The following is a 23752-nucleotide window of genomic DNA, read 5'->3' on the forward strand; positions in this document are numbered from 1 at the left end:
GGGGGGGGGGGGGGCGGGGGGGGGGGGGGGGGGCCCCCCCCCCCCCGGGGGGGGCGCGGGGGGGGGGGCCGCCCCCCCCCCCCGCCACCCACTTACGCCACCGCCCCGACCCCTCCCTGGACGCGACACAGCGCGTCGAGCTTCTTGAGTGCGCCCCCGGTGGCCAGTGCCTCCTTGGCCTGTTCCGTGGCCCGTGCCGGGCTTGGGGCCCGGTCGGCGAGCCAGAGCAACGCGGCCGCATTCATGGCGAAGAAATCGGCCTCCGGCGTATCGTAGCGGCCTTCAAGGGTCGCCAGGATGCGCTGCGCGTTATCCTCGGCGCGATTACTGCTGGCGATCTGTGCCAGCGGCCGCGTCGGTAGCCCGAAATCCGCCGGGGTCACCTCGAACGTGTCGATCCGCCCAGCCTTGAGCTGCACGAGCCGCGTCGGGCCGCAGGGCGAGACTTCATCCATGCCGAACCGCGGATCCTCGCCTTCGGCTCGACCGAATGGGGCCAGCGCCGCCTGCATACCGATCTCGCGCAGGATCGCCACCAGCTGATCGCACACCCCGGGCGAATAGGCCCCGATCACGATATGACTGGTACGGGCACAGGGCATGGCCAGCGGGCCGACAATGTTGAACGCCGACGTAAAGCGCATGCGCTGGATCAGCCGCGCCCATCCAGACCGCAGGAACGCCTCGCCGGGCAAATAGCCAATGCCGTGGGCCTCCAGGCAGGCCTCGGCCCGCGCCATCGGGGCCTCCAGGTCTACGCCGAGGCGCTCTAGGACGTCGGATGCGCCGGATACCCCGGTGACCAGTCGCGCCCCCTTCTTGGCCACCGGTAATCCACAGGCGGCGGCGATCAGGGCCGCAGGGGTCGATGCGTTGACCGTCTTCAGGGAGTCGGAGCCAGTGCCGACGATGTCGCCCACAGGGCCGTCCACCCGCGGGTGAATCTTCACCGTATCGTGGGCATCGAGGGCATCCCAGGCCCCGGAAAACTCCTCGGTAGTGGGTCCCCGGGCCTGATGGGCCGCCAAGAAGGCGCCCTGCTGGAGCTCGGGCTGCTCGTTCAGGATGACCTGCCGATAAGCGTCCGCAGCCTCTTCCCGGGACAGCTCCTCCCCACGGGCCACCCGGCTGATTATCTTTCCGAAGCCCCGCAGTGCTTCTTCTTCACTGGACATAACTGATTCCCTGTAGCGGTTGCCTTTCAAGCCTGGTAACCGGCCCCCTCCGGGCGCACGACAAAACGCAGAACACCCCCCTGCCCCACTCGACGCAGGGCGTCCGGGCTCTCCTCCAGGGATATCACCGCCTCGATCAGCGCCCCGGCCGCCATCCGGTACCCGGCCAACAGGTCCACCGCCTCCGTTACTGAGGCGTGCGTGCACCCGAAAGCCCCCACCAGATGCAGCTGCCGATAGTGCACCTCGTTCAGGCGCGAAAGATCGTTCCTACCGGCCTCCTGCCGCAGGCCGCTGAAAACGACGTATCGCCCCCCGGAGCGCAACCGCTGAAGCCCCGCACACAGGGCGTGGCTCGACGAAGTGGCGTTGATGGCCACGTCCCAGCCATACCCGGGCTCCTCCCGCGTGACCACCACGCCGCTCAGGGACTGGAAGCGACTGCTCAGTGCGGCTTTCTCCGCATCGACCTCCACAACCAGCGGTTGGGCGCCCCGCGCTCGGGCCGCCAGCGCCAGCAGCAGCCCTACTGGCCCGCCACCGTGGATCAGCACCCGCTCCCCCGCCTCGACCCCGGCCTGGTTCAGCGCGTTGACGCCGCAGCCCAGCGGCTCGGCCAGACAGACCACGGCATCCGGCACCTCCCCCGGTACCGGCACCAGGCTGCTACGCGGAACGCGCACCCGCTGCGCAATGCCCCCATCACGATGGAACCCGAGAACCGCCACTGCCCGGCAGAGGTTCTCGGCGCCAGACCGGCAGGCCTGACAGCGGCCACAGCTCGCCCCGGGCCAGACCGCATAGCGACGCCCATCCTCGCCGCGGACACACAGCTCATGCCCGAGGACACGGGGCAACACCAGATCTCGATGTCCGGACTGCCACATGCGTGCATCCGTCCGACAGATCGCGGCAGCGAGGACGTGCAGCACGACCTCCTCCGCCGTATCCGCCGGCAGCGCCTGTTCGACGATCCGCGCCTGCCCCGGCGCCTCGAGTCGCAGCGCCCGCACCGGCATCAAGCCACTGCACGCCAACATCGACGCCGGCACCGGTCAGCCATCGCTGCCCCCGCCCTCCTCGGCGGCCCCACCGCGATGCCCCTCCAGTGCCTGGACACGACGGAAGAGGCTGTCGAGCTGCGTAAAACGAACCGTGTTGCGTCGCCACTGCCGGACCGGTTGCGCCGGCAGCGGCGAGGCGTAGGCGCCGGGCTCCCGAATCGATCCGGTGACCCCGGTCATCCCCATCAGAGAGACGCCGTCGGCGATGCGGATGTTGTCGGTGATCGCGACCAGCCCGCCAATCATGCAATCCCGTCCGATGATGGTGCTGCCCGCAACGACTGCGGCGCCAGCGATGACGGTACGGGCACCCACGCGGCAGTTGTGGGCGATGTGGACGTGGTCATCGAGCTTGACCCCGGCCTCGATGACCGTGTCCTCAAGCGCCCCGCGGTCCACCGTGGCATTGGCACCGATCTCAACGTCATCGCCGATTTCGACCGCGCCGATCTGCGGAACCTTGCGCCACCCCTTGCCATCGGGCAGAGGGGCATAACCGAAGCCATCGGCACCGATCACCGCTCCGGCATGGATACGCACCCGTTCACCGGTGCGACACCCGCCACCGAGCACCGCATTGGGACCGAGCCAGCCGCCCGCCCCCAGCCGGGCCGCGGCTCCGACGAAGGCTCCCGGAGCCACTGTACTGCCCGCGCCGAGCATCGCCCCGGCCTCGACCACCGCGTTGGGACCGACACTGACCCCGTCTTCCAGCACAGCCTCCGACGAGACCACGGCACCGGACTGGACCCCCGTCGGCGCCGGCGCCTCGGGATGTAGAAGCTCCACCGCGTCGATGAAGGCCAGGTAGGGGTCGCCCACCACCAGCGCGGTGACCGGGCACTCGCTCTCGTATTCGGCGCGCACCAGCACGGCCGCCGCGGCGCAGCGGCGCAGGTCGCTCAAGTGGCGCTGGCTGGTGCAGAAGGTTACGGCATCATCCCCGGCCCCGAGCAGCGTGGCGGCACGGCGGACCGGGCGGTCCCCGTCACCGGCCACCCGAGCGCCGACCCGCGCGGCGAGTTCCTGGATGGTCATGGCGCTGGTCATGCTTCCTCCTGGCGGCGGTGTTCGCGGAGCCGGCCCCGACCGGGCCCATCCCGGATCCCCGCACGCGCCCCGGCCCCCCACTGTAGCCGAGGGATCGTAACCGAACGGGTTGCCCGGCCTCCAGCCGGCTCCGATCAGATCCGCCAGAAGGGCGGATAGCCAACGGCGTCCTGCGGGTTGCGGTAGATGCGCGAGCGAATCTCGCGTTCCCGCGCGATGATCTCCATCGAGCTGTCACCGGCGATCCACAGCTGCTGGAGCATCACGCCTGCGGCGGACAGTTCCGCCTCTCGGATGACCTCGTCGCGTTGGCGCACATGACGGATCAGGACGCCCTGCTCGGCCTCCAGTGCATCCACGTAATCGTAATCGAGGATATCCCCCACCCGGCCCGGCTCCCGGGCGGTGATCAGCACGATGAGCGTGAATCGGTGCGGCGCCCCCGCGCGCCACTGATCCCAAGGCGTGGGACGAGCCGGCCGCTGGCCAGCGGCGAGGAGTAGATTGTCCGCATAGAGAGAACTACCGAAGGAGTAGCGGTAGTTGTAGTGGTAACTGTGAGCCGCTCGCGGGTTGATCTCGGTCAGGTGCAGCGAGCCGTCTGGCATCACCCAGAACTCCAGATTGAAGAACTGGTTGCGGTACCCGAGAGCGGCCAGTCGCTGCATGTAGGCGGAGACCCACGCCTCGATGGTGTCGGCCATGTCCCGGCTGATCGATACCGGCGGCGTCAGGTAGCCGAGCGCCTGATGGTTGGAGAAGTAGATCTCCTCGGTCAGGCCGTAGTGGACAACCTGGCCATCGGCGGTGACATAGCCCTCGTAGCAGTATTCCGTGGCGCGGCTCATATCCACCAGATGCTCGGCCACGAAGGGGGGTGCCAGCGCCGGCACCTGCTGCGGTGCCACCCCCTCGAGGTAGGCCGCACACTGCCGCGCCAGCGCCCGCTGCAGCTCCCGGTCCTGCCGGTAATCGGCCAGCACCCGGCGCAACTCCTCCAGGTTGGCGATACGGAAGATCCCCCGGCCGAGCGACAGCGAGGTGTTCTTCAGCATGAAGGGCCACTCGTGCGCCGAGATTCGTGCGGCGATCTGTTCATCGCTCTCCTGAAGCGGGTCGACCGGGGCGTAGAAGAAGGCATCCCGCTCCAGGGTCCGCATCAGGTACTTGTTCATGCAGTAGAAGAAAGCCACCCGCGAAGGGACTGGGTTGCCCAGGCGCTCATTGATGAGCAGATGGTGGAAGGCGTCCTTCTGCGCGAACCCGGCGACAGCCACGACCCCCTGCTCCCGGCAGAACCGCGCCGTGGAGCTGATTTCACCCTCGCTCCAGTGCTCAGGGTGGAGACGCACCACCTCATGTTCCTGCTCCAGCTCCGCCAGCGCCGGCTCCATGTAGGGCTGAGGATTGATAACGCCGAACTTCATATCGGTTTCCCCCTGCAACCAAGATCGCCAGCACGGTTTCGCGCGCCTCGCTGAGGATAGCGGACCGGGCCCGCCCGGAACCGCCCGTCATGCAAATGTCACGCGAACGGCATCGCCACGTCACGGCAGACTGCCAGGCTGCCGTCTAATCTGAATAGATCGACACGAAACGCACTCAAAGGAGATTCGACAATGGCCCGCAAGAGCCCCACGGAGCTTTACCACACCGCGCTGCGCATGTACCGGCACGGCTGGACGATCGAGCAGATCGCCGACGAGCTGGCGATCCACCCGCAATCGCTGCGAACGTGGCTGACGGCCCCGGTGTATCCGGCTGCCCGCCGTAAGCACCCGACTCATGGCTACCCCGCAGAGCCCCGCCAAGTCAAACCCCAGCGGGCAGCACTCTGATCTGACCCGCGCAGGGCGGACGATACGGCTGTCCGCCGCTCACCCCTCTCCTCACAGCACCCCCTGCCCCTAGCGCCGGCATACGCCGCGCGCCGTCTGTGCCCGCGTGCAAACAGCCCGCAACCGCAACGTCTTCCCACCGTTATCCGGCCGTAACCGAACCGCAACAAGCGGCTCCCACACTGCCGCACTGTTCCCACCGCAACTGAACAGGTGCGCCATGAGTCGACCCCAAACCTCCCGGCACGATGCCGCCCGCATCGGCCTTCCCAGCCCGGGCACGCGCAGCGCCGTGCTCGCCCTCATCGCCGGAGGTATCCTGATGACGGCGGGCTGCTCCGGCGACGAGGACGTCCCGACCGGCGCGATCGATGCCGATGACGTGGACGCCGGTCAGGTCGAACTGCGCGACGACGTGCTCACCGTCTACCTCCACGACCACGGCGATGCCATCGCCGAGCGGTTTACCGACGACACCGGGATCCCGGTCCAGATCGTGGACATGAGCGGCGGCGAGATCCTCGCCCGCATCGAGGCGGAGCGCGCCAACCCGCAGTGGGACGTGGTCTACGTCCAGGGCCACGGCAGCGTGAACCGCCTCTACCAGGAGGGACAGCTCCTCGACGATGGCTGGCAGCCGGACAACGCGGCTCGCTACAACGACCTGGGCCGCCAGATCTACGACCAGGACCCGGATGCGGCGTGGTGGCCGGTCACCGTCAACGCCCCGGCGCTCCTGGTCTACAACCCGAACTGCGCCGACACGGAGCGGGTCGAGGAACTCGGCTGGGATGCCCTGCGCGACTCGGCCTTCGAGGGCAAGGTCGGCATGCCCGACCCGGCCATCTCGGGCCCGGCCTACCCCTACGTGTCCTGGTTCTTCGAGGAGAGCATGGACGACGGCTACGCCTTCTGGGAGGACGTTTTCGACAACGGGGTCCGCATGTACCGCTCCAACAGCCCGGTGGCCGAAGCCCTGGCGGCCGGGGACATCTGCGTCGCCGGCCTTGAGGAGCCGAACACCTACGGCGAGGTGGAGAAGGACGCCGACATCGAGATCGTCTACCCCGCGGAGGGCACCCCCGGGGCCGCCCGCGCCACCGGGATCAGCGCTGACACCACCGTGGCCGATGACGCCCGGGCCTTCATCGAGTGGATGCTCGAGGCGGACACCCAGACCTATCTCACCCAGATCGAGCACCGCAACAAGTACTTCGTGCCGCTGGTCGAAGGCGCTGATCCCAACGAGCTGCTGCCGCCGAACGAGTTTCTCGACCGTGTGACCCCTTACGAGTTCACGGACTACGAGTGGGCCGGCGACGTCGAGAACGAGATCAAGCAGTGGTTCGCCGACCAGTCGGGGTCGTGAGCCGGTGCAGGCAGCTCGACTCTCTCAGGTAGCAACCAGCACCATCGCCCGGCAGGCGGCCCGCAGCGGGGCCGCATTGACCGGGCGGTGGCGCCGCCTTTCCGGCCCGGGGGACCGATCAGTGGCTTGGGCGGTGACGGCCGCCCTGATCGTTTTGGTCGGACTCCCGCTGGCCGCCATGCTGGCCCACCTGGCCTTCCCGCAGCTGTACCTGGGCAGCCTGCAACTCGGCAATTTCGATCTGTTCAGCGACCTGTGGGAACGCAGCCTCTGGCGCAACGCGGTGCGCAACTCGCTGCTGCTCGGCCTGGGGACGATGGTCCTCGGCGCGGCCATTGGCGTCGGACTCGCCTGGATGCGGCACCACTGGCGCTTCCCGGGGTCGGGGCTGATCGACTTCTCCGCCTGGTTCGTCCTGGTGATGCCGTCGTTCATCATCGCCCAGGGCTGGGTGCTCTTCGCACGCAGCGGCGGCACCGCCTCGCTGCTCGGCATCCCCTGGGCCGGGGACGTCATCTTCTCGTTGCCGGGGCTGATCCTGGTCATGAGCCTGGCCAACTTCCCGCTGGCCTATCTGGCCTTCAGCGCCGCGCTGCAGTGGGACGTCAGCCGCTACGAACACGCCGCCCGGCTCTCCGGCGCGCGGCCGTGGACGGTATTCCGCACCATCCGGCTACCACTGCTCCTCCCGGCGCTGCTGGCCGCCGGCATCCTGGTCTTCGTGGATACCATCGGTGACTTCGGGCTGCCAGCCGCCTTCATCTCGGTGTTCCGTTTCCCGCTCATCCCCTACGTCATCCGCACCGAGATCCAGACCGTACCCGTATCTTTTGAGGGGGCCGCCGTGCTGGCCGCGGTCCTGGTCTCGATGGTTGCCGTGGCGATCGCCATCCAGATCCGTGTGCTGCGCGGCGGCGGCCGGGATTTCCTCACCGCGGCGGCAACGCCGCGGCAGCGCCCCAGGCCCCGGTTCTGGCCGCTCCTCTCGGCGATCACCTTCGCGTTCCTCGGCCTGGCGGTCTTCGCCCCGCTGGGAACCAGCCTCTCCGTCTCGTTCATGGAGCGCTACGGGGCCGGCCTGAGCTGGGACAATCTCACCCTGGCCAACTACCAGGCCGTGCTATCCAGCGGCTCGGCCTTGCTGCCGGCGCTCAAGAACAGCTTCGGGATCGCCTTCGCCGCTGCCGCCATCGCCCTGGTCATTGGCTTCCTGGCGGCGTATCTGCTGGCCTACAGCGGGCACCGGCTGCGGCGCTTCATCGATGTGGCCTCGACCGTCACGCTGGCGGTTCCCGGCATTGTTCTGGCCGTGGGCTACATCTTCTGGTGGAACCAGCGCTGGCTGGCCGACATCGGCATCCAGGTCTACGGCAGCGGCTGGGCGATTGCCCTGTGCTCGGCAGCGGCCTCGGTGCCCATCGCCGTGCGGGTTTTGCTCGGCGCCATGTCCCAGACGCCGGGATCGTTCCTGTCGAGCGCCGCACTCCAGGGAGCTGGCCTGTGGACGCGCATCCGCGCCATCCTCCTGCCGCTGACCCTCTCCGGCCTGCTCTCCGCCGGCCTCGCTGTATTCGCCACCAGTGTCTTCGACCTGGCCATCACCACCATGCTGCAGCCGCCGGGCTTCCCGACCATCCCGGTGATCATCGACGAGCATTTCCGCACGGTGCAGTACGAATGGGCGACCGCCGCAACGGTCGTGGTCTGCCTGATCACCGCAGCGGTCATCGTCACAGTCCGTTTCAGCGCCCGACGGCTGTTCCGTAGCTACTTCGAAACCACGACGGAGACATCACGATCATGACCACGACGAAACCCGCCAACCGGGCACAGGCCGCCGGCGTGGAGGTGGACGCCGTCAGCCGCCACTTCGACGGGGTCCCGGCGCTGGGACAGGCCTCCCTGAACATCCACCCCGGCGAGGTAATCGCCATCCTCGGCCCTTCCGGTTGCGGGAAGTCCACGCTGCTTCGCCTGATCGCCGGGCTCGACACGCCCAGCGCGGGGGCCATCCGCATCGGCGGCCGGTGCGTATCCCGGCCCGGCGCCGTCGTTCCGCCCGAGCAGCGCCCCGTGAACATGGTCTTCCAGGACTTCGCCCTGTGGCCGCACATGACCGTGGAGCGCATTGTCCGCTTCGGTATGCGTCATCGCGGTGTGCCCAAGGCCGTGTGGGCTTCGCGCACGGCGGAGCTGCTCGGCATGCTCGGCCTGGACGGGATGGCACAGCGCTACCCGCGCCAGCTCTCCGGCGGGCAGCAACAGCGGGTGGCCATCGCACGCGCGCTGGCCACGGACCCGCAGGTGCTTCTGTTCGATGAGCCCCTGTCCAACCTCGATGCCCAGCTGCGGATCCAGATGCGCATCGAGCTCGCCGAGCTGCTGCAGCGGCTCGAGACCACTGCCATCTACGTCACCCACGATATCCACGAGGCGGTCGCCCTGGGGCACCGGCTGGTGGTCATGCGCGGCGGTCAGGTCGAGCAGGTGGGCTCGGCGAAGGAGGTCTTCCAGTCGCCGTCGAACGCCTGGATTGCCGGCCTGGTGGGCTACAACAACCAGCTGCAGGCCGAGATCGTCGGCCACGATGGCGAAGGCCGCCTCAGCGTCCGCAGCGGCGGCACGCACATGACGGTTCGCGGCCATGCCCGGGGCGAGCCCCGCGGCACTGGAGCCACGGTCCGCATCCGTCCGGAAGCCATCCGTCCGCTGCGCGCGGACGAGCCAGCACGCGCCGACGAGCAGCTGGTCACGGCCACCGTGGAGCAGTGCTGTTTCGAGGGTTACCACTGGCGGGTGGTATGCCGCCTCGGCGATGAGCCGCTGACGTTCTTTTCCCGCCATCCGCTGGACGCCGCCGGCCCCGTGCAGCTGGCCATCGATACCGAAGGGACCTGCGCCTACAGCGACGAGCCAACCGCTGCCAACTCCGCCCCGGAAGGCGCCGCAGACTGCCAGCTGCGGACAGCCTGACGCCGGCGGATCACTGTCATCCCCGGCTCACGCAGCCATCACGACCCTGCAACATGGCCCCCGCAGACTCGGGGGCCATGAGCAAAAAGATCTTACCCCCGCCCGCCCCGTTGCAACGCGTGAGCATCGTGTCCGAAACCTACGCCCCGGAAGCCAACGGGGTGGCCACGACGCTCTCGCACCTGGTCGCCGGTTTGAGACAGGACACCACCCGGGTTGACCTGATCGTGCCCCACCACCCGGCGCGTCCACGCGGCCAGGAGACCAACCTCTACCCGGTCTGCGGCGTTTCGATACCGGGCTACCGGGAGGTCCGTTGCGGCCTCGTCCGCCCCCGCCTCCTCGAAGAGCTCTGGCGCAGCCAAAGACCGGACGCCGTCTATATCGCCACGGAAGGGCCCCTGGGCTGGTCGGCGCAGCGGGCGGCGGCCCGCCTGCGCCTACCCACCGTCAGCGGCTTCCACACGCGCTTCGATACCTACGCCAGCCACTACGGGCTCGGCCCGCTGAACGGGGCCGTCCAGCGCTACCTGCGCCGATTCCACAATCGAACCGACCGGACACTGGTTCCTGAAACCCGCTTGGCCGAGGCACTGACCGAGCGGGGCTACCGGAACGTCGAGACCCTCGGCCGGGGGGTCGACACCCACCGCTTCCACCCGGACCGGCGCTCGGCCACGTTGCGCGCTGGCTGGGGAGCCGATGACCGTGCCCCGGTTCTGCTCTATGTCGGGCGTCTGGCCGCGGAGAAGAACCTAGGCCTGGCCGTCGAGGCGTTCCGCCATATCCAGCACGTACAGCCGGCGGCAAGACTGGTACTTGTCGGCGACGGCCCGATGCGCGCGGAACTCCAGCGTCAGCACCCGGATCTGATCTTCGCCGGTGTGCGCCGCGGCGCGGACCTCGCCCGCTATTACGCCTCGGCGGATCTGTTCCTCTTCCCCAGCCTGAGCGAGACCTTCGGCAACGTGACGCTCGAGGCACTGGCCAGCGGGGTGCCAGTCATCGCCTTCGACTACGCCGCTGCCCATCGCCACGTCGAGGACGCCGTCAGTGGCCGCCTTGTTGCCCGGGACGACCCCGGCGGCTGGATCGAGGCCGCCGTCGGATCCGCGCTCCTCGCTCCGGAAACCCGCCAGCGCTGGCAAAAGGCCGCCCGCGCCGGGGTTGAATCCCTGAGTTGGCAACACGTCGCTCGGCGTTTCGGCCACATCCTGGCCGAGGCCGTGCGGGGACACGATGGCCTGAACCGAGGAGGGGTCACGCTATGCAGCAAGCCCTGATCCGCTTTCAGCAGTGGGAGCTGCTTCTCTGCCTGGCGCTGCGCCGGGTCCAGCAACGGCAGTTGTCGCGCCGGGTGTTCGTCGCGGCGAGTCGTCTGGGCGACGGTGGGCTCTGGTACGGCCTCATGGCCGGTATCCTCCTGATCGAGGGGATCAACGGAGCGACTGCGGTGCTGCACATGGCCGCAGCGGGCCTGGTCGGCACCCTGCTCTACACGCTCATCAAGCGCGGCACGCGACGACTGCGTCCGTATGAGGTGGATCCGGCCCTGATCCCGGCCACCCCGGCCCTCGACCGCTACAGCTTCCCCTCCGGGCACACCCTGCACGCGGTCGGTTTCACCCTGCTGGCCAGCGCCTACTACCCGGCCCTTGCCGTGTGGCTGATACCGGTCGCCGGGCTCATCGCCGCCTCGCGGGTGGTCCTGGGGCTCCACTACCCGACCGACGTCCTCGCCGGTGCCCTGCTCGGCGCCCTCATCGCCCATGGCAGCCTGTGGCTGCTCGTGGTGTAGATGCGACCCCCCAAGCGGTGGAAGGCTGCGATGCACAAGACGCGCGGCCTGCCCCCTCGGCACGGACAACCCTGCCGACCCCGGACTCAAGAGAGGGGCTCAAGCGGCCTTGCCACCCCGGCCAAGCGGGAGCCGCGCAGACCGCCGTCCTTACTCCCCGGCCCGGACAGCCAGCCGGGCCGGGGCAAACCTAGGCACCCGGTGCGGCCCCTTAATGCCGATCCCCAGTGGCCTCCTGGGCCATCTGCTCGAAGCTGGTGTGGCGCACGTTCTTGCCGCGGACGAAGTAGACCACGTATTCGCAGATATTGCGGGCGCGATCCCCGATGCGTTCCAGCGAACGAGCTGTCCAGACCACGTCCATGACCCGCGGCACGGTCTCCGGACTGCGCATCATCTGATCCATCAGACGGTGGACAATCACCTCGTACTGACTATCCGCCTGGATGTCCTGCTGCGCCACGCGCACGGCCTGCTCGACATCCATGCGGGCGAAGGCATCCAGTGAACCGCGCAGCATCCCCTGCACATGCTCGCCCATCTCGCCGAGTTCCTCGATCGGACCGTTCTGCCGGTCCAGCTCGAGGAAGTGCAGCGCCATTCGCCCGATCCGCTCCGCCTCGTCGCCGATGCGCTCCAGATCCGTGATGGTCTTGATCACCGCCATGACCAGGCGCAGATCCGAGGCGGTGGGCTGTCGGCGGACCAGGATCTGCGTGCAGTCCTCGTCCAGGGCCACCTCCAGGGCGTTGATCTGGTAGTCACTGGTTACCACCTTCTCCGCCAGTTCCGTCCGCGACTCGGCCATCGCCGCCACGGCATCGGCCAGTTGCTGCTCCACCAGGCCGCCCATGCTCAGAACGCGGTCGTGGATCGCCTCCAGTTCGGCGTTGAACCGCTGGGAGATGTGCTCCTGGAAGAAGCTCTTTTCGGTGGGGTTCTCGTCGGTCATCGGCGGTCTCCTCAGCCGTAACGGCCGGTGATGTAATCCTCGGTCTGCTTCTTGCCGGGATTGGTGAAGAGCGTATCGGTATCGTTGTGCTCAATGAGCTCACCGAGGTAGAGGAACGCCGTGAAATCCGACACCCGCGCGGCCTGCTGCATGTTGTGGGTGACGATGGCGATGGTGTAGCGCTCCTTGAGTTCGAACATCAACTCCTCGATCTTGAGCGTAGCCAACGGATCGAGGGCTGATGCCGGTTCGTCGAGCAGCAGCACCTCCGGCTCCACGGCGATGGCCCGGGCAATGACGAGCCGCTGCTGCTGCCCACCGGAGAGGCCGAAGGCGTTCTCGTGGAGCCGGTCCTTGACCTCGTCCCAGAGTGCGGCCCGGCGCAACGACTTCTCGACAACCTCATCGAGGGTACGGCGATTGCGCACGCCCTGAAGACGCAGACCGTAGGCCACATTCTCGTAGATCGACTTCGGGAAGGGGTTCGGCTTCTGGAAGACCATGCCGACCCGGCGGCGCAGCTCGGGTACATCCATGCGCCGGGCGTGGATCTCGTCACCGTCGAGGGTGATGCGCCCTTCGATCCGGCAGTTGTCGATCAGGTCGTTCATCCGGTTGAAACACCGCAGAAGCGTCGACTTCCCGCAACCTGAAGGCCCGATGAAGGCGGTGATCTGGCCTCGGGGGATCTCCAGGTCGACCCCTTTGAGCACCTGCTCCTCCCCGTACCAGAGGCTGAGCTCATGGGTCTGCAGACAGATATCGCTGCCCAGCCGTTTTCTCGCCGCCGAGCCATCCCGCTGGCGGTCCTGCAGCGCCTCGCTGCTGAAACCGTGGGTGGGTGCGGACGGGGAATTGGTAGCGTTCATAGCTCCCTCTCTTAATCGCTCTCGGCCTTGTACTTCTCGCGCAGGAAGTTGCGGATCGAGATGGCCGTCAGGTTGAGCACAATGATGACCAGCACCAGGATCAGCGCCGTGGCGTAGACCAGCGGCCGCCCGGCCTCGACGTTGGGGCTCTGGAAGCCGACGTCGAAGATGTGAAAGCCCAGGTGCATGAAACTGCGCTCCAGGTGGATGTACGGGAAACTCCCATCCACCGGCAGCTGCGGGGCCAGCTTGACCACGCCGACAAGCATCAGCGGCGCTACCTCGCCGGCCGCACGGGCCACGGCCAGGATCAGCCCGGTGATCATCGCCGGCGTCGCCAACGGGATCACCACCCGCCAGAGCATCTCCGCCTTAGTCGCCCCCAGGGCCAACGCCCCTTGCCGGATCGACCCGGGGATGCGCGAGAGACCCTCCTCGGTGGAGACGATCACCACCGGCAGGGTCAGCAGCGCCAGGGTCAGTGAGGCCCAGAGCACGCCGCCCTTGCCGAAGGTTGGCGCCGGTAGGCGCTCCTCGAAGAAGAGCTGGTCCACTCCACCCCCGACGAAGTAGACGAAGAAGCCGAGGCCGAAGACGCCGAAGACGATGGACGGGACGCCGGCGAGGTTGTTCACCGAGATGCGGATCATCCGCGTCAGCGGCCCCTGTCGGGCGTACTCACGTAGGTAGATCGCCGCGAGCACGCCGAAGGGTGTGACAAAGACGGCCATGACGATGGTCATCAGCACCGTGCCGAAGATCGCCGGCAGGATGCCGCCCTCGGTGTTGGCCTCCCGCGGATAGCCGCTGACGAAGTCCCAGAAGTCGCCGACGTAGAAACGGGCCTTGTCCCAGACGCTCATGGCGTTCGGTCGCCATGGCTTGACCACGTCGCCCATGGCGATGACCACCTCTTTACCCGCGGCGGTCTCCATCCCCACGGCGTAGCGTCCGACCTCCTCAAGCAGCTCGTTGCGCCGCTGCTCGAGCTCCGCGTACTCCCCCTCCCAGCGGTCCCGTTCGGCCTCCAGGGCCTCGAGCTGCTCGGTGCGCTCCTCCTCGCTCAGGGTTAGGTCGGCCTCGATTTGGCGCTCGGTCAGGCGGATCTCCTCGATCTCGGCGTTAACCGCGCCGATCTCCACGCGCTCGATGCGCTGGATCTCCTGGATCCGCGAGCGATTCTCCTCGTAGAGCTCCAGGAAACGGTCCCAGGTCGCGTCGCCCTCGTCGCTGACCGTCTCGACCTTCTCCCCGTCGATGCGCACGTCGCGCAGGTAGCCGATGAAATCCCCCCACTGCCGGCGCTCGATGACCACCGCATCCTTGGGGTGACTCCACTCCGACATGTTGACGTCGGCGTACCAAACAAAGTCCCGGCCATCGACGTCCCGGTTGCCGCGCTTGATCCGGTAGCGGGTGATCAGCGCATCGTCGTCGTCCACCTCGAAGCCGCGCTCGCGGGCCGCCGGCGCGGTCAGGGTCTCCGCGGCGTCGACCTCGCCGAGAACCTGCTCGGCGTCACGCCCGGGCTCTTGGTATTCGAAGGCCACGACATTGCTGGGCCAGAAGTGCTGCAGGCCGTTGTAGGCAATATGGCCGATGAGCCCCGCCACCATGACCAGTGATACGGCCACGGCCCCGGCGTTGAGCCAAATCCAGGGTGTTCCCTTGTTGAACCAGTCGCGCATCGTTGCGGCATCCTCCGTATCAGAGCGCGCTGTACTTCTTGCGCAGGCGGTGGCGCACGATCTCCGCCACGGTGTTGACCGCGAAGGTCAGGACGAAGAGCACTAAGGCGGCAAGGAATAGGATCCGGTAGTGGCTGCTCCCCTGCGCGGTCTCCTTCATCTCCACAGCGATGTTGGCCGAGAGCGTGCGCATGCCCTCGAAGAGGTTGAAATTGGTGACTGGCGAGTTGCCGGTGGCCATGACCACGATCATGGTCTCGCCGACGGCCCGGCCGAAGCCGATCATCACCGCCGAGAAGATGCCGGGGCTGGCCGTCAGCAGGACCACGGTGGCCACTGCCTGCCAGGGCGTCGCGCCGAGCGCCAAGGCCCCCTGCGAGAGGTGGCGCGGCACGTTGAACACCGCATCCTCGGAGATGGAGAAGATCGTCGGGATCACCGCGAAGCCCATGGCGATCCCCACAACCAAGGCGTTGCGCTGGTCGTAGTCGATCCCCTGATTGGTGAGCCACTGGCGCATATCACCGCCGAAGAAAGCGAGCTCCATGTAGGGACTGGCGGTGACGCCGAGCCACCCGACCCCGATCACCACCGGGATCAGCAGTGCGGCCTCCCAGCCCGGCGGCACCCGGCTGCGGATGCCCTCGGGGAAGACCCGGGTCCACAGCCAAGCGGCCATCACCATGGCGATGGGCAGGGCGATCAGGATGGAGAAGACTGCCGGGAGATTCCGCTCGAAAAACGGCGCAGCCCAGAGCCCCGCGAGGAAGCCGAGGATGACCGTTGGCAGCGCCTCCATGATCTCGATGGCGGGCTTGGTCATCTGCCGCATGCGTGCGGACATGAAGTAGGCCGAGTAGATCGCCCCGAGGATCGCGATGGGTGTCGCAAAGAGCATGGCGTAGAACGCCGCCTTCAACGTGCCGATGGTCAGCGGTACCAGCGAGAACTTGGGCTCGAACTCGTCGGTAGCGGAAGATGACTGCCAGACGTAGGCGGGCGCATCGCGGCCCTCGTACCAGACCCTCTGCCACAGGGCCTTGAACGAAACCTCCGGGTGCGGGTTGTCGACGTCCAGGTAGTTGAACCGCTCATTGGCACCGACGGCCATCAGCGCGTTCTGTCGCGGCGCCATCGACAGCGCGGCCACTGAGGGGCCGCCCTCCAGCGCCAGCTGCGTCAACGTGCGCGACGAGGTGGCGTAGTGCAGCTGCAGCGTGCCGTCGGCGGCGCCGGTAGCGAAGCCTTTACGGGCGTGCTCCGGTGCGATGCCAGTCACCGCCGCCGGGTGGCCATCGAAGGTACGGATGCGCGTGAGCTGCCGATCCCCCGCCTCGTCCCGGGTCACCATGTATTGCGACACCGATCCGTCGGAGCCACCGGCGATCATCGACGCGGCCCCGAGCAGGAACTGAAGCTGCGTGACCTCGGCATCGTCCCCCTCGATTGCGCGCACTGTGCCGACCAGACGCGGGCGGTTCAGGTTTGAGACATCGAAGTAGTGCAACCGCCCCTTGGCATCGCCAACGAAGAGGTTACGCATGGTGGTGTCGAGGAGGATCCGTGTGACCTCGATCCCCGACTCCGGCCAAGGCAGGTCGTAGACCTCGCGCTCAACGGTCGCCTCACCGGTGATGAAGTCCGTCTCCTCCTCGAAGAGTACCAGGCGCAGGGCCTCCTGCTCGTTGCTGGCACCCACCACGGCGGAGCCACGGCGCCCCCGCTGGACCCCGATGGCGTCGAGCGGATGGCCATCCTCGGCCCAGATCGCCAGGGGTTCGCCCTCGCCCTCCGGATAGGTGATCGACGGGGTGACCTGGCGCTCGCCGTCCGGGTAGCTGACGTCGTAGTCGTGACGGGCGAAGATCGCCGTGCCGTCATCGAGGCCGTAGCCCACCAGCCGATGGCGGGCTTCGGCCGTGTCGAAACTGCGGATCTGTGCCCCGGACGGCTTGTTCAGCTGCCCCTGCTCGATCAGCTCGCCACTGCGGGGATTGAAAAAGGCGTAGCCGGCCCGGTCGGTAAAGCGCACTCCGACCTCGCGGTAACGCTCCATGGCAACGTGGACCGTCTCGCCAAGTTCCGGTCCGCCGGGGGCGGCGTAGCTGGCAGCGGGCCGGATCTCCGGCTCGCCGAAGATGGGCATGGTTTCGGAGAAGAGGTAGACGAACATCAGCGCCAGCGCGCCGATGACCCCCACGCCGAAGGTGGCCACGCTGCCACGACTGATCCAGTCCTTGGCCCCGCGCCAGCGGCGCAGGCGGCGCCGACGGGCCGCGTCCGGCAGGCCCCGGGACGGACCCTTGCCACTGCCTCGGCCCGGTTCGGTGAGCCCTGTCGTCTGATCGCTCATGATCTTTGATCGCACCCTGCGAGAAATGAACGCTGACGCAGCCTAAGGGGGGCGGATGACGGTTTCGTGACGAAACGATGAACACCCGCTGAACCCCCTAAACAGAACGGGCCGGCGTAGGGCCGGCCCGCGTAGCGCTCAACGATGGTGCCGGGGCGTATGGGCCCCGGCCAGTGGGTTGCCCCTTACAGACCGAGACGCTCGCGCTCGCGCTCGGCGGCCTGTGCGGGCATGGGGATGAAGCCGTCGCGGCGGACCACGTCCTGGCCTTCCTCGGAGAGGACCAGCTTCAGGAACTCCCGCTCGATGGGCGGCAGTTCGCCGTTGGGGTCCTTGTTCACGTAGACGTAGAGGAACCGCGACAGCGGGTAGTCGCCGCTGACCGCATTCTCGGCGTTGGGCTCGTAGAGGTTGTCCTCGTCGTCGCCCAGGGCGATCGCCTTCACACCGGAGGTCTGGTAGCCGATCCCGGAGTAGCCGATGCCGTTGAGCGACTCGGACACACCCTGGACCACCGAGGCGGAGCCCGGCTGCTCGTTGATGGCGTCCTTGAAGTCGCCGTCGCACAGGGCGTGCTCGCGGAAGAAGCCGTAGGTGCCGGAGACGGCGTTGCGGCTATAGAGGGTGATGTCCCGATTCTGCCAGGGGCCGTCCAGCCCCACGTCGCCCCAGCGCGTGACATCGCTGCCACCACAGCGCTGCGTAACCGAGAACATCCCGTCCACCTGCTCCATGGTCAGCCCGTCGATCGGATTGTCGCGGTTGACGAAGACCGCGATGGTGTCGATGGCCACCCGCACCTTGGTGGGCTCGTAACCGTGGGCATCCTCGAAATCCCGAATCTCCGAAGAGCGCATCTCGCGGCTCATCGGGCCGAAGTTCGCGGTCGCCTCGGCCAGCGCCGGCGGCGCCGTCCCGGAGCCCGCCCCCTCGACCTCTACGGAGACGTTGGGGTACAAATCCTGGAACTCCTCTGCCCACAGCGTCATCAGGTTGTTGAGGGTGTCCGAGCCCTGGCTGCCCAGGTTGCCCGAAATGCCCGAAACCCGCTCGTAATTCGGCAGGTCGTCATCCACCTCGGCAGCACCCAGCGGCCCGCCGGCCACCAGGGCCATGCTGGCCATGCCCAGGAAACAACCTCTCTTCCACATGATCTCTGCTCCACTCAGCTTGTTCGGGAAGCCTGACTCCAGGCACGAAAGAGTCTGCGCCGCTTCCCTTACCGGCTCGTGAAGGCAGGGTGACGATTCGATGAAACGCCGTCGCGCTCCAAAGTCCGCGCCGGGAAGACCAACGTGAAGGTGGATCCCTGGTCGGGCTCGCTGCGCACGTTCAGCCAACCACCGTGGCGATGCATCACGTGCTTAACGATGGCCAGCCCCAGCCCGGTACCCCCGGTGGCGTTGGAGCGGGCCTTGTCCACCCGATAGAAACGCTCGGTGATCCGCGGCAGGTGCTCGCGCGGGATGCCGATGCCGCTGTCCGCGACCTCGCACCGGGCCGTGTGCGCATCGGCCTGCCAGCGCACGCGGATGGCACCACCGCCCGGTGTGTAGCGCACGGCGTTAGAGACCAGGTTCGCAACCGCGCTGCGCAACTCTCCGTACGATCCGCGCACGAACAGGCCCGGCTCCGCCTCAAGCTCGATCCGATGATTCTGGTCTCCGGAGAGCGTCCGCGCCTCGGCACAGACCTCCTCGAGCAGGGCCTGCATATCCACCGGATCCTCTTCCTCAGCCAGCGACCCGGTCTCCAGACGGGACAGGGTAAGCAGATCCTGGACCAGTCGCTGCATCCGCGCGGATTGCTCCTGCAGCAGCCGAATCGAGCCGGCCCAGACAGGCTGTTCCGCGGCCAACTCCTCACCCATCTCCTCGGCAACGCCGTAGATCACGGTCAAGGGGGTCTTGAGCTCGTGGGACACATTGGCCACGAAGTCCCGCCGGATCGTCTCGAGCCGCTGCGTGCGGCTGATATCGCGGGCGATGAGCAACCGCTGATTGCGGCCGTAGGGGACCAGACGAAGCTCCAGTGTGATCCGCGGGTCGACCGGCGACGGCATGGTCAGCGGCGCGCTGTGTTTGGTGGCGGTATCCAGGAAGGCCCTGAACTCCGGTTGCCGGAGCAGGTTGCTGATACGCTGCCCCTCGTCGCCCGGCCAGGTCAGGCCGAGGAGCTCGCGTGCCGCATTGTTCCACCAGAGCAGACGATCATCGGCGTAGAGCACCATGGTGGCATCGGGCATCGCCTTGGCGGATTCCCGGTACTCGCGGATGACCCGGCGCAGCCGGTGCCTGCGCTCCCGCTGTCGGCGCTGGCGGCGATGCAGGGCATGGAACACCTCGCCCCAGACCCCGCGGGAGATCGGCGGATCCAGCTTGCGGCCGACCCGCAGCCAGCGCTCCAGCCGCCAGAGTTGATACTGGTTCCACAGGTAACCCAGCGCCAGCAGGATCGCCGCGGCCTCCACCCACCAGCCGGTGGCCAGCCCGGCAATCAACCAGACCGCCAGCGCGGCGAGGAGCGTCAGCAGAAACCCCGGCCAGGGATTGCGTGTCATGGGATCCGCTCTCTCAGCCGCGGATCAGGTCTGTTCCGAGAACCGATAGCCGGCCCCACGGACCGTCTGGACCAGGGCGTCGTGGCCCGTCGCGGCCAGGATCTTGCGCAATCGGCGGATGTGCACATCCACGGTGCGCTCTTCGACATAGACATTGGTGCCCCAGACTTGATCGAGCAGCTGCGTGCGGGTAAAGACGCGATCGGGATGCGCCATGAAGAATCGCAGCAGCCGGTACTCGGTGGGACCGAGTTCCAGCGCCTGGCCGTGTCCGGTGACCCGGTGGCTGACCGGATCCAGGCGCAGGCCGGCCGCCTCCAAGGGGGCATCGGTTGTCGCCGGGGCCGTGCGCCGGAGGACGGCCTTGACCCGGGCAGCCAGCTCGCGCGGCGAGAACGGTTTGGTCACGTAATCATCCACCCCGGAATCGAAGCCCCGCACCTTGTCCTCCTCCTCACCCCGGGCGGTGAGCAGGATGATGGGGATCCCGCGGGTCTGCTCATCCTCCTTGAGTCCCCGCGCCCACTCGACACCGCTGACCTGCGGCAGCATCCAGTCGAGCAGAATCAGATCCGGCGGCCGCTCGCGCAGCTGCTCCGAGGCCTGCATGGCATCAACCACCGGTATGACGTCGAACCCCTGCCGCTCGAGGGAGGTGATCAGCATCTCACGCACCGCCGAGTCGTCCTCAACCACGAGTATCCTTGCTGCCATCAGGCTGTATCCCCTTTTCGGCATGGCCGTTCATGCCCGCGTCATTAAAAGGCAAGCACATTGCAGGATTGTGACAACGCAAGCTTCACACAAACCCCACACCACCGTCATCGCGACGTAAGAAACACCGCCTAGCGTGTCCTCCGAGTCGGGGCCGTGCTCCCCGGCGACGCTCCAAATCCGAGGAGGACCCTTGATGACAACGAGACGAATCGCGCCGTACCTCTCGACCACCGCCCTGCTGGGCGCGGGTCTGGCCGTGGCCTTCCCCTACGAGGCCCTGGCCAACCCCGAGTTCGACATCCGCGGCCGGCTGCAGATGGACCACCACATGATCGACGAGGACGAGACCGACTTCGTCGACGGCTTCAACAACCGTCGCGCCCGCCTGGGTATGGACGGCAGCATTGACGAGCACTGGGACGGCCGGGTGGAGATCAACGTGGCCGAGGGTAGCGTCAGCGCCGCTGACTTCCGCCTGCGCCGCAGCCTCGGCCCGGGGCGGCTGTGGCTGGGTCAATACAAGGTGCCGCAGGGTCTGAACCAGCTGACCAGCTCCAACGACTACACCTTCATGGAGCGCTCCTCGGTCAGCAACATCATCCCCGACTCGCGGCGCATCGGTATCGCCTACGAGCAGACCGGCGACGAGCTCGGCTTCAAGACCATGTTCTTCGGCCGATCGCTGGGGGACGATGAGGGGGACGGCAAGGACTACACCGGCGATCAGCCCAAGGGCTACGCGGTGCGCGGCGTCTACGCCCCGTTCCTGACCGCCTCCCGCCACAACGAGGCGCCGCGGCTGCACCTGGGCGCCTCGCTGGTCTACGAGGACCAGGACGAGCCGCACGAGCTCGGCTTCAGCGATCGCCCGGAACTGCGCGATGGCGACGGCGGCGGTACCCGCCTGCTTGATGTCGACGTCCCCGACGTGACCGACACCACCAAGCTCGGCCTGGAAGCGGCCTACATCGCCGGCCCCCTCTCCGCCGAAACGGAGTACCTCACCGTCTCGATGAATCGCGACAACGGCGACGAGCCCACCTTCAGCGGCTGGCACGTCCAGGGCAGCTACGTGCTCACCGGCGAGAGCCGCACCTACTCCACCGGCGGCTTCGGCGGCGTCACCCCCAGCGGCTCCGGCGGGGCGTGGGAGCTGGCGGCCCGCTACAGCCACATGGACCTGAACGACTCCGGGTTCGCAGGCGGTGAGCAGAACAACGTCACCCTGGGTATCAACTACTACGCCAGCAGCAACCTGCGCTTTATGGGCAACGTCGTCTTCGCCGACGTCAAGGACCGCAATGGGGAGCCGGACGAGAGTCCGACCCTGGTCGGCGCCCGCGCCCAGTACAACTGGTAGGTGCCACTGCGACGGGAGGTCCCGGAGACCCTGACCGGGCCTCCCGTACATGCCATGGATCCCGGCAGCGCCGGGATCGGGTGCTCCCTCTGGCCACGGCCAGCTTTAGGCGGCGGTCCAGTCGGGCCGCCGCCGCTTTCTCGGTAGCCAACACCATGACCGAATTCGCATTGAAATCGGCGTCGCTCGATGCGGTCATCCAAGGTGGAGGGCTCCGCCCGTTCTTTCAGCCGATCCTGGATACCCGCAGCGGCGATATCTTCGGGTATGAAGCCCTGATCCGTGGCCCGGTCTGCACCGACCTGGCCACGCCCGCCGCCCTATTCCAGGCGGCGGCCGAGCAGGACAGGCTGCTGGAGCTGGACTGGGCGGCACGCCGCGCGTGTATCCAACGGTTCGCGTCGCTGGACCTACCCGGGCTCCTGTTCATCAATGTCATGCCCCAGTCCTTGCTCGACCCGACCTTCCAGCAAGGACTTACGCTGCATTTCCTCCATGAGTACGGCGTATCGCCACATCGGGTCATCATCGAACTCACCGAACAACACCCCATCCACGACTACACGCTGCTCGGCGAGGCTGTCGCTCACTACCGGCGCATGGGCTTCCGCGTGGCGCTGGATGACCTCGGCACCGGCTATTCCGGATTGCGCCACTGGTCGGAGTTGAAACCGGATTTCGTCAAGATCGACCGCCACTTCGTGCAGCAGATCGACCATGACGCGGGAAAGCGCCGTTTCATGGAGTGGCTTCAGGAAGTCGCCGCCGACCTCGACTGCCAGGTCATCGCCGAAGGGGTCGAGACGCAGGGGGAGTATGACTGCCTCTGGGCCCGCAATTGGCGCCTGATGCAGGGGTTCTTTTTCGCCCGTCCAAGCGCCGTACCGCCCCGGAAGCTCGATTGCGCCGCCGGATCGAATCGCCGACACACGAGCCCCCCACGGGGGACCGTCGCCTCGCTCTCCCGACGGTGCGCGACCGTTGCCGCGGAGACTCCGATGGCTGAAGTGGCCCAGCTGCTCCGATGTGCCGAACAGCCGCCGCGGACCATCGCGGTGACCGAGGGGACAGAGCCGATCGGCCTGATCCGTACCTCCCGATTCCTGTCCCGATTCGCCAACCCCTACGCCCACTCCCTTTACGGCAGACGGCCTGCACGGGCTTTCGCCGATCCTGAGACACGATTCGTCCAAGAGGACACCTCGCTCGAGGACCTCAGCCGGCAGCTCACCGAATGCAACGAAACCATCGAGGAAGATTTCATCATCGTGGACACAGCCGGCCGATACGCGGGAACCGCTTCCGCGATCGACCTGCTGCGCGAGATCACCAACCTACAGTTACGCAATGCCCGGCACGCCAACCCGCTAACGGACCTCCCCGGCAACGTCCCCATCAAAGAGGAGCTTGCGCGCCGCCTGGCCACAGAGAGGGCATTCGTGGTCGTTCACTGCGATATCGATGCCTTCAAGGCGTTCAACGATTACTACGGGTATGCTCAGGGTGATCAACTCATCCAGGCCCTGGCGGACACACTCCGGCAACAACTGCATGAGCGCGACGACTTCCTCGGACACATCGGGGGCGACGACTTTCTCATGATCCTCGGACCGGAGTCCTGGCAAGCGAAGTGCGAATCTGTGCTGGCGCGTTTCGCATGGCTGGCGCCGGAGCATTACGACGCCCATGCCCGCGGCCGTGGCGGTATCGAAAGCATCGATCGACAGCAGCGGCGTCGTTTCTTCCCCATTTGCAGCCTGTCGCTGGCCGTCCTGCCCGTGACGGCGGCGCACTACAGCCAGCCCCACGAGATCTCCGATACGCTGACCGAACTCAAGGCTCAGGCAAAGCGTCAGCCCGGCAACTCGCTCTTCGTGGAGCGGCGAACAGCCGCCGAGTGAGCCAGGCCTCGAATGAGGAAGGAGACGTAAGCGCGCCCGGTCACAGCCCCTCCCCCTTGAGCAAGGCGCCCGGGTCCCCCCAGCA

At 67.3% G+C, this 23752-nt stretch carries 18 protein-coding genes and 1 pseudogene; 8 read left to right on the forward strand and 11 right to left on the reverse strand.

Features of this window, described 5'->3' with window-relative positions:
• Positions 1 to 92 precede the first annotated feature (92 nt).
• From trpD to LRG10_RS09040, 4 genes are all read right to left on the reverse strand, one after another.
• Positions 93 to 1175: an anthranilate phosphoribosyltransferase gene (gene trpD / locus LRG10_RS09025; RefSeq protein ID WP_238635198.1), complete on the reverse strand. Its 1083-nt coding sequence runs from the start codon at positions 1173 to 1175 to the stop codon at positions 93 to 95.
• Positions 1176 to 1201: 26 nt separating this feature from the next.
• Positions 1202 to 2194, reverse strand: coding sequence for a zinc-binding dehydrogenase (locus LRG10_RS09030; RefSeq protein ID WP_238635199.1), 993 nt, complete (start codon positions 2192 to 2194; stop codon positions 1202 to 1204).
• A 36-nt stretch (positions 2195 to 2230) separates the two neighbouring features.
• Positions 2231 to 3289 (reverse strand): UDP-3-O-(3-hydroxymyristoyl)glucosamine N-acyltransferase, encoded by a 1059-nt coding sequence (lpxD, locus tag LRG10_RS09035; RefSeq protein WP_238635200.1) that lies wholly within the window; start codon positions 3287 to 3289, stop codon positions 2231 to 2233.
• A 134-nt stretch (positions 3290 to 3423) separates the two neighbouring features.
• Positions 3424 to 4716: an acetyl-CoA carboxylase biotin carboxylase subunit family protein gene (locus tag LRG10_RS09040; protein ID WP_238635201.1), complete on the reverse strand. Its 1293-nt coding sequence runs from the start codon at positions 4714 to 4716 to the stop codon at positions 3424 to 3426.
• Between the two features lie 192 nt (positions 4717 to 4908).
• Between LRG10_RS09040 and LRG10_RS09045 the strand changes: the two genes are divergently transcribed.
• The 6 genes from LRG10_RS09045 (at position 4909) to LRG10_RS09070 (ending at position 11267) form a co-directional block, all read left to right on the forward strand.
• A complete protein-coding gene (locus LRG10_RS09045) occupies positions 4909 to 5127 on the forward strand; it encodes a helix-turn-helix domain-containing protein (RefSeq protein ID WP_201167496.1) in 219 nt (72 codons plus the stop codon).
• Positions 5128 to 5347: 220 nt separating this feature from the next.
• Positions 5348 to 6496, forward strand: coding sequence for an ABC transporter substrate-binding protein (locus tag LRG10_RS09050; protein ID WP_238635202.1), 1149 nt, complete (start codon positions 5348 to 5350; stop codon positions 6494 to 6496).
• 121 nt (positions 6497 to 6617) lie between these two features.
• Positions 6618 to 8300, forward strand: a complete 1683-nt coding sequence (locus LRG10_RS09055; protein WP_238635203.1) for an ABC transporter permease subunit — start codon at positions 6618 to 6620, stop codon at positions 8298 to 8300.
• On the forward strand, positions 8297 to 9469 hold the full coding sequence (locus tag LRG10_RS09060) for an ABC transporter ATP-binding protein (protein WP_201167498.1): 1173 nt from the start codon (positions 8297 to 8299) through the stop codon (positions 9467 to 9469). Before LRG10_RS09055 ends, LRG10_RS09060 begins: the two co-directional genes overlap by 4 nt.
• A 77-nt stretch (positions 9470 to 9546) precedes the next feature.
• Positions 9547 to 10752: a glycosyltransferase family 1 protein gene (locus tag LRG10_RS09065; RefSeq protein ID WP_255772168.1), complete on the forward strand. Its 1206-nt coding sequence runs from the start codon at positions 9547 to 9549 to the stop codon at positions 10750 to 10752.
• Positions 10737 to 11267, forward strand: coding sequence for a phosphatase PAP2 family protein (locus LRG10_RS09070; RefSeq protein ID WP_238635205.1), 531 nt, complete (start codon positions 10737 to 10739; stop codon positions 11265 to 11267). Before LRG10_RS09065 ends, LRG10_RS09070 begins: the two co-directional genes overlap by 16 nt.
• Positions 11268 to 11478: 211 nt before the next feature.
• Here the strand turns inward: LRG10_RS09070 and phoU are convergent, their stop codons facing one another.
• The 7 genes and pseudogenes from phoU to phoB all read right to left on the reverse strand — a co-directional run bounded on the left by phoU (position 11479) and on the right by phoB (position 20403).
• Entirely contained in the window at positions 11479 to 12219 is a 741-nt protein-coding gene (gene phoU / locus LRG10_RS09075; RefSeq protein WP_238635206.1) for a phosphate signaling complex protein PhoU, read from the reverse strand.
• Between the two features lie 11 nt (positions 12220 to 12230).
• A pseudogene (pstB, locus tag LRG10_RS09080) lies at positions 12231 to 12983 on the reverse strand (phosphate ABC transporter ATP-binding protein PstB); the annotation flags it as partial.
• Between the two features lie 116 nt (positions 12984 to 13099).
• Positions 13100 to 14776, reverse strand: coding sequence for a phosphate ABC transporter permease PstA (gene pstA / locus LRG10_RS09085; protein ID WP_201167522.1), 1677 nt, complete (start codon positions 14774 to 14776; stop codon positions 13100 to 13102).
• Between the two features lie 19 nt (positions 14777 to 14795).
• On the reverse strand, positions 14796 to 17129 hold the full coding sequence (locus LRG10_RS09090; protein ID WP_238635207.1) for an ABC transporter permease subunit: 2334 nt from the start codon (positions 17127 to 17129) through the stop codon (positions 14796 to 14798).
• Between the two features lie 185 nt (positions 17130 to 17314).
• Entirely contained in the window at positions 17315 to 18280 is a 966-nt protein-coding gene (locus LRG10_RS09095; protein WP_370645257.1) for a PstS family phosphate ABC transporter substrate-binding protein, read from the reverse strand.
• A gap of 68 nt (positions 18281 to 18348) precedes the next feature.
• Complete coding sequence (gene phoR / locus LRG10_RS09100; RefSeq protein ID WP_238635208.1) at positions 18349 to 19689, reverse strand: phosphate regulon sensor histidine kinase PhoR; 1341 nt, start codon at positions 19687 to 19689, stop codon at positions 18349 to 18351.
• A gap of 24 nt (positions 19690 to 19713) precedes the next feature.
• Positions 19714 to 20403: a phosphate regulon transcriptional regulator PhoB gene (phoB, locus tag LRG10_RS09105; protein WP_201242042.1), complete on the reverse strand. Its 690-nt coding sequence runs from the start codon at positions 20401 to 20403 to the stop codon at positions 19714 to 19716.
• A 196-nt stretch (positions 20404 to 20599) separates the two neighbouring features.
• Here phoB and LRG10_RS09110 point away from each other — a divergent pair, with 196 nt between their 5' ends.
• Together LRG10_RS09110 and LRG10_RS09115 are read left to right on the forward strand one after the other, a co-directional pair.
• The gene (locus LRG10_RS09110; RefSeq protein ID WP_238635209.1) at positions 20600 to 21766 is read left to right on the forward strand and encodes an OprO/OprP family phosphate-selective porin; all 1167 of its coding nucleotides are present in this window, start codon (positions 20600 to 20602) and stop codon (positions 21764 to 21766) included.
• Positions 21767 to 21921: 155 nt separating this feature from the next.
• Complete coding sequence (locus LRG10_RS09115; RefSeq protein WP_238635210.1) at positions 21922 to 23667, forward strand: bifunctional diguanylate cyclase/phosphodiesterase; 1746 nt, start codon at positions 21922 to 21924, stop codon at positions 23665 to 23667.
• Positions 23668 to 23752: the final 85 nt, after the last annotated feature.

The sequence above is a fragment of the Halorhodospira sp. 9628 genome (genome assembly GCF_022228075.1).
Lineage (GTDB): Bacteria > Pseudomonadota > Gammaproteobacteria > Nitrococcales > Halorhodospiraceae > Halorhodospira > Halorhodospira halophila_A.

Coding starts and splice junctions, on each gene's coding strand:
- phoU (WP_238635206.1), bottom strand. CDS start 12,219: ATGACCGACGAGAACCCCACCGAAAAGAGCTTCTTCCAGGAGCACATC.
- pstA (WP_201167522.1), bottom strand. CDS start 14,776: ATGCGCGACTGGTTCAACAAGGGAACACCCTGGATTTGGCTCAACGCC.
- trpD (WP_238635198.1), bottom strand. CDS start 1,175: ATGTCCAGTGAAGAAGAAGCACTGCGGGGCTTCGGAAAGATAATCAGC.
- LRG10_RS09040 (WP_238635201.1), bottom strand. CDS start 4,716: ATGAAGTTCGGCGTTATCAATCCTCAGCCCTACATGGAGCCGGCGCTG.
- lpxD (WP_238635200.1), bottom strand. CDS start 3,289: ATGACCAGCGCCATGACCATCCAGGAACTCGCCGCGCGGGTCGGCGCT.
- phoR (WP_238635208.1), bottom strand. CDS start 19,689: ATGACACGCAATCCCTGGCCGGGGTTTCTGCTGACGCTCCTCGCCGCG.
- LRG10_RS09050 (WP_238635202.1), top strand. CDS start 5,348: ATGAGTCGACCCCAAACCTCCCGGCACGATGCCGCCCGCATCGGCCTT.
- LRG10_RS09095 (WP_370645257.1), bottom strand. CDS start 18,280: ATGTGGAAGAGAGGTTGTTTCCTGGGCATGGCCAGCATGGCCCTGGTG.
- LRG10_RS09110 (WP_238635209.1), top strand. CDS start 20,600: ATGACAACGAGACGAATCGCGCCGTACCTCTCGACCACCGCCCTGCTG.
- LRG10_RS09115 (WP_238635210.1), top strand. CDS start 21,922: ATGACCGAATTCGCATTGAAATCGGCGTCGCTCGATGCGGTCATCCAA.
- LRG10_RS09070 (WP_238635205.1), top strand. CDS start 10,737: ATGCAGCAAGCCCTGATCCGCTTTCAGCAGTGGGAGCTGCTTCTCTGC.
- LRG10_RS09065 (WP_255772168.1), top strand. CDS start 9,547: ATGAGCAAAAAGATCTTACCCCCGCCCGCCCCGTTGCAACGCGTGAGC.
- LRG10_RS09030 (WP_238635199.1), bottom strand. CDS start 2,194: ATGCCGGTGCGGGCGCTGCGACTCGAGGCGCCGGGGCAGGCGCGGATC.
- LRG10_RS09060 (WP_201167498.1), top strand. CDS start 8,297: ATGACCACGACGAAACCCGCCAACCGGGCACAGGCCGCCGGCGTGGAG.
- LRG10_RS09090 (WP_238635207.1), bottom strand. CDS start 17,129: ATGAGCGATCAGACGACAGGGCTCACCGAACCGGGCCGAGGCAGTGGC.
- phoB (WP_201242042.1), bottom strand. CDS start 20,403: ATGGCAGCAAGGATACTCGTGGTTGAGGACGACTCGGCGGTGCGTGAG.
- LRG10_RS09045 (WP_201167496.1), top strand. CDS start 4,909: ATGGCCCGCAAGAGCCCCACGGAGCTTTACCACACCGCGCTGCGCATG.